Here is a 5,669-nt window from a genome sequence, read left to right as displayed (position 1 = left end):
GGGGACTGTCCCCTTTTTTTCGTTTATCTCACTGTCTTGCAGCTCGGGCAGGCCAGGCTGGTTGAGTCGAATTGGTTTCCACACGCTCGACAGAAGACGATACCGGATACAGGTGCAGTAGAAGCTGCAGCTTCTACTTGCGCTGATCCTCCTCGTCCTTCTTTTCTGCTTGCCTCCGCCCCATTTGTCCTAAATAACACAATTACTATTACCAGCGTAATGAGGTTAACAAGTAAACTAGCTACCAGCAGCACAATCACAAGAGATGTTTCTCCAAACATGGTCTATTAACCTCCTATCCTACCACTCGATCTTCTACTTCATCTTGATCGTCTTTACTCTTCTGTTTTCGGTAGAGGAAGTATCCTCCTATGGCAATAGCAATTCCGCCTACTCCACCAAGAGATCCAGCAAATACAGGCGTGTTATTATACCAACGGACGATTGGGTTAGTCGAAACGAGAATGTCATTGACCTTGGACGTCAGCTCATTCCCCGCTGCATCCACCGCAATAATCTTTACATTCTGCTTAGAGTTCGAGCTTCCAATATCAAACACGAAATTCTCTCCCTCTTCCTTATGGGCAACCTTCTTATCATCCACATAAATCTCAGCACCCTTAAGAACAAGATTATCCTTAATCGAGACCGTGACTGACTTCTTCTCAACCGGGTACTGCTCCCCACTCTCAATATCAATCGGAACAATCACAGGCGCCGTCTTATCGATTCCAAAGGAGATCTCCGCCTTCTTAGTCTCATCGATCGTTTCATTAATGTTGCCGGCCGCATCCTCAGAGTACAGCGCCACCGTATACCTGCCATCGCCGGCGAACAACGACTTCTTAATCACATACTTGTACTGACTCCACTTGCCCTTACCGCCAGATGCCGTGACCGAATAATCCTTGCCAACCGCTAAATCAGTCGGCGTCCCGTTCTTCGTCATCTTCACCATCATCGTTTCCGGCTTCAAGCTATCCACATTCGTTTCCGTCACAGTGATATCCGTTGCATCCTGAACATACTTGCCATCAATATTCTTCAGCGCTGCATCAAAAACGTACACAGAACCGAAGCGGTTGACAGAGAACTGAATCGTTTGGGTCCTCCGGTTGCCCGCCTTATCCACCAGCGCAGCCGTCAACATATAAATATCGTCAACTTCCTTCTTTTTCTCAAAATTATTGAACGTGTAAATCTGGCCGTTCGCCATATCTGCATAGCGGCCGCTTGGCGTCACTCCGCCTCTGTTTGATCCAACTAACTTTATCGAAACAGCATTTTTATTAAAATTTGTATCGGAATAAGTAATCACCGGAATCACATCGCCCTTATTCGCCGACTGATCCTTCACACCGGTAATCTCCAACTTAGGCGCTGTTTGGTCCACGTAAAACTCATCCGCTTTGTAATCGGCCGCGATATTCCCAGCCATATCCGAATAATCAATGTCAAAGTGGTACTTAGCATCAGCCGAATAATGAATCGTCGCCGTATGCACATCGCCACTTGTTCTCCAGCCGCTTACTGCCGGGAACGCCACACCCTTGCCATTATCCGTTGCGGTGCCTGACACCTTGATGCGGCTCGTGTCGAAATTATGCTCGGTAATCGAAATCGTCGCCGTACGTGCGGCTTTATAATAATTGCCATTCGCCGCTGAACCACCACTATACGACACCTTGATCACAGGCTTGGTTTTATCAATCGTAAACTTCTGCTGGGCAAAAGCTGGCGCGGCATTCTCCGCATTATCCTTATACTGGATATCAAACGTATAATCGCCATCGGCGGCATATTTTACTGTCGCCGTATGCGTGGTTTGATCTGGATCCTTCGTATTGACCTTCGTCGTCCAGCCAACCAACTTCGGAATCACACCATCTGTATTCGTGATCGCATGGACGACATCTTTTGCTTGGAAGTTACGCTCCGTAATCACAATCGTCGCGGTGCGGTCCTCCTTGTAAAAATCCTTATTTGCCGGGTCTGATTGGTTGTTATCATAGGTCACCTGAATCGATGGTGCCGTTTTGTCGATGCTGAACGTCATCTCATCTTCGGACACGTTCCCAGCCCGGTCCGTCACTTTTACCTTTACCACAATGCCATTGCTATTATTTTTTACCGTCAGTGTTTTCGTCAGTTCTGTTACAAGGTTCAGATCCGTCTTGGTCTGCTTCCAACCGTCCACCGAACTTCCCGCCGCATACGTTTTATCATTGTTAATCATCAGGCTGCCGGACTGATTGTTCGCCGTATCATAAGGCGCAACCACCGACCATTCCACCTTCTGAATCCCTGAATACGAATCCGCAACCTTCACCTTCACATCTACATTTTTTGCATAAAGCTCTAAGTTGTTCGCATCTTTATAACTCGTTTTCGCTTTTTCAAGCGTAATATGCGATTCTTTCCCATGCTGCTTTTCATTTTCAATCACGGTCCCGTCTGGGGTTTCAAACTTCCCCGTGTTATTGACCTGATCCGTTGCTTTTGAAAAAATCTGTCCCTTGAACGCCTCTGGCACAGCGAAAGTAAATTCGCCTGTTGTAGGAACCGGTGTAATTTTATCAACACCAGACTCAGCTATTTCTTTAAAAGAACCATCGGCTAGCACTGCATAGAACTTTCCACTCTCGTAATCTTTCAAATACACAATCATCGATTTAACGTTACTCGTGTATTCATAAGCTACTTCAGGATCCTCTGCCTTCACGCTCACCCGCGTTGGCTTTTTGAAAAAATAACCATACCCCGTCAGTTCAACCGAATCCTTCAGCGTGACGGTTTGTTCTACCTTTTCATAGCTGCCCTGATCATTTTTCGTTAAGAAACTGAAGTCCGTGATGGCTGGAGCCTTTTTATCGATATGGATGGTTTTTTCGACCTTGTTCGTATTCCCTGCGTTATCCACCACATAGATTGAAACTACATACGTTCCATCTTCATGAATGGCAACACCAGGATCATTCGTCGCAAACGTATACGTCTGCTTCTCCGTCATGTCCGAATAATCGTATTCCATTTTTTTACCGTTCACATCTACGGCAACCGTGTTAATGCCTGATTCCGCATCTTGTACGGTTACATCAAAGGTGACATCCCCATTGTACGCGTCTCCATTGGCATAAACGTTCTCTTTAGGAGTAACCTCGACCTTGGCAGAAGGTGCCCCCTTCTCAATCATCACGACGCCACTGTTGTCGGCCTCGATATTCGAGTTGTCTTTCGTCACCAGGTACGGCTCAGCGTTTTTATTTTTCACATGGTCCGTCACGGTGACATGGAACGTCCCCTTGAAGCTTTCCGCATCCACCGTGAACTTCGCTTGAGCAAAAAGTCCATCATTCTCAAACTCTACCTGCTGTGGAACGACCTTCTCATCGCTCGTTTTTAGTGAAATCGCCTCAACACCAGAGGCATCGTCCTTCACTCGAACAGTAACTTCCACTTCTTTATTGAAAAATGTTCCAAACGAAAGGAAGTTTAAAACTTTTGAAAAATAATCATCGTTCTTCTGTTCAAAGGTAACGGCTTCCCCGTCATATAGCGTCGGTTCCTTTTTATCAATATTGACTTGAACCGTCTTCACGGTTGATGCGTTCCCTGCTTGGTCCACCGCCCAAATGCTATAGATCCCGCTGTACCTTTCATCGTCGGGCTGGAAGGAATAGCTATTTTTCTCTGCATTAAAGGTAGCTTCTTTGCCCGGCTCATACGGAGTATAAGGCCCCTTCTGGTAATACACCTTTTCAATAGGAGTCGAAAAAGTCACGCCATCAAAGATCTGCTCCGTGTTGTCGATTTTACCTGAAACTGTGATGCCGCCACTGAACCAGGTCTCATCATCCACAATCGCTTCGTTGTCACCCTTTACGGTAGGTTCCTCTACCGTTGGCCCTTCTGTATCAAACAACAGAATTAAATGACCAGGCAGCTTGACTTCCTCTCCGCCAAAAGGCCCCTTCGCGACTAGCAATCTTTTAATCGTAGTTGAATCTCGTAAAATATAATTCCCTTTCCAGTGCTTAATCGAATCCGAGATATCGACTCGAAAGTACGGGTCAACTGCCGATACCACGACGATCGCGTCTTTGGAGTAGACACGAATCTCATTATTGCCCTCTTTATACGATTTGAGCAGCGAACCAGAAGCAGGTGTGATGGAGACGTACGATTCCCAATCCCCTTCTAGCATCGCAATCCGCTCAAACGATACTTCAATGGTCGTATCCTTGGTCACATTTTTCACGGTGTAGGTGTAGCTCGTGCCGTCGTTATTATCCACAAAGTTGTCGTTGTTGGTGAGGTCGACTGCTGTACCGTTTACCTTTAGGGCAGCAACTTTGTAGGAGTTATCCTCTGGCGTAATCACGGCCTTCGCGTCAGTGCCATAGTCAACTACAGACTGCTCGAGTTCAATCGTTCCGTGGTCCCCTTGGACAGAGGCGGTTACCTGATAGGTATTGATCGCGAATGTCACGACTACCTGATGGTTTTCTGTCACTTTTGAAAAAGTGTACTTATAACCGTCCTTGGTCGGTGTCAGCTCTTCCTCTAGATTAATAGGCGCTCCATCAATCTGGATGTTTCCAAGATGGTAGCCTGTTGTCGGGGTAACGGTAAACGAAGAATCGGCGCCATGCTGAACCTTGACCGTCCCGCCGTCAGAGTTAATCGTTTGGTTTTGCTCATCCTTGACGGTTCCATTTTTATAGCTAGAAAAAGAAATCGTGTAGGTTTTCAACACAAACTGGACATCAATCGAGGTATCCGCCGAAAGGGCATCGATTGTTTCTATGTATCCTTCGTTGTTCGTGACCTTCTTTTCTTCCCCATTCACTTTTACGGACTTAATCTCGTAATTCGGGTCCGGAGAAATAGCAACGTCTACCTTTGTCCCTTCCTCAAATTGGGCAGGGGTTGTGTAGTCGATGTCGTTTAGTTTGACTTGACCAGAACCGGTTTGGTTGATGGTCACTGTGTATTTCGCTTTCACCGGCGGTGCAGGTGGTTCTTCTACGAGAGTTAGTTTTTCAGTAGCCACATCGTAAGTATAGTGGTCAGTGGTTCCCTCTGTTAGCACGATGGAAAAAGTCTTTGAAGCTACTAAAAACTCAAACTGATTGTTTTTATCGAATGGGGCATTGGTGAGTTCCGGGAACTCGACCAGGCCGTCCTTGTCCGTTGTGCCCGTTACACTGACCTCATTATTGGCGTTATGTCCAGTAATTTCCTGGTCGGGAACGGGGGTACCATTTTCTAAGATTTCCAAGGTGAATACCTTTTGGTTAGTGCCTGTTTGGGCAAACGCCTTGGTGATGACACCAACAGGTATGTTATAGCCGATAAGCATGATGGCCAGAACGACGGCCATCAGCCGCGTCAGCTTAGATTTCCTTTTTGAAAACATGATTCACACTCCTTTGCTCGGTGGTCTTTTGAAAAAGTTCTTTTGTTTTTCTTGCTAGTCTCTTCTGGGGTTAAGTCTTCTTCTGACTATCTTGATGGTTTCTTGCCCATCTTTGTCAGAAGTTAAGACGACTTCTGACTATCTTGATGGTTTTGGGCTCATCTTTGTCCGAAGTTCAAGCTTCTTCTGACTATCTTGTTCGTTTCTTGCTCATCTTTGTCAGAAGTTAAAGCTTCTTCTGACTATCTTG

Annotated in this window: 2 protein-coding genes; one reads left to right on the top strand and one right to left on the bottom strand. The window is 46.2% G+C overall.

Annotation, left to right across the window (positions count from 1 at the left end):
• Positions 1–291: hypothetical protein (locus ABES03_RS22835; protein ID WP_430121019.1), on the top strand; the 291-nt coding region annotated here is incomplete at its 5' end.
• A gap of 4 nt (positions 292–295) precedes the next feature.
• Here ABES03_RS22835 and ABES03_RS22830 read toward each other — a convergent pair.
• Positions 296–5,419, bottom strand: a complete 5,124-nt coding sequence (locus ABES03_RS22830; RefSeq protein WP_430121017.1) for a hypothetical protein — start codon at positions 5,417–5,419, stop codon at positions 296–298.
• Positions 5,420–5,669: the final 250 nt, after the last annotated feature.

Origin of the sequence: Neobacillus rhizosphaerae, assembly GCF_050477885.1 — a bacterium.
GTDB lineage: Bacteria > Bacillota > Bacilli > Bacillales > Cytobacillaceae > Neobacillus > Neobacillus rhizosphaerae_A.
This window is presented reverse-complemented; position numbering and strand designations above follow the sequence as displayed.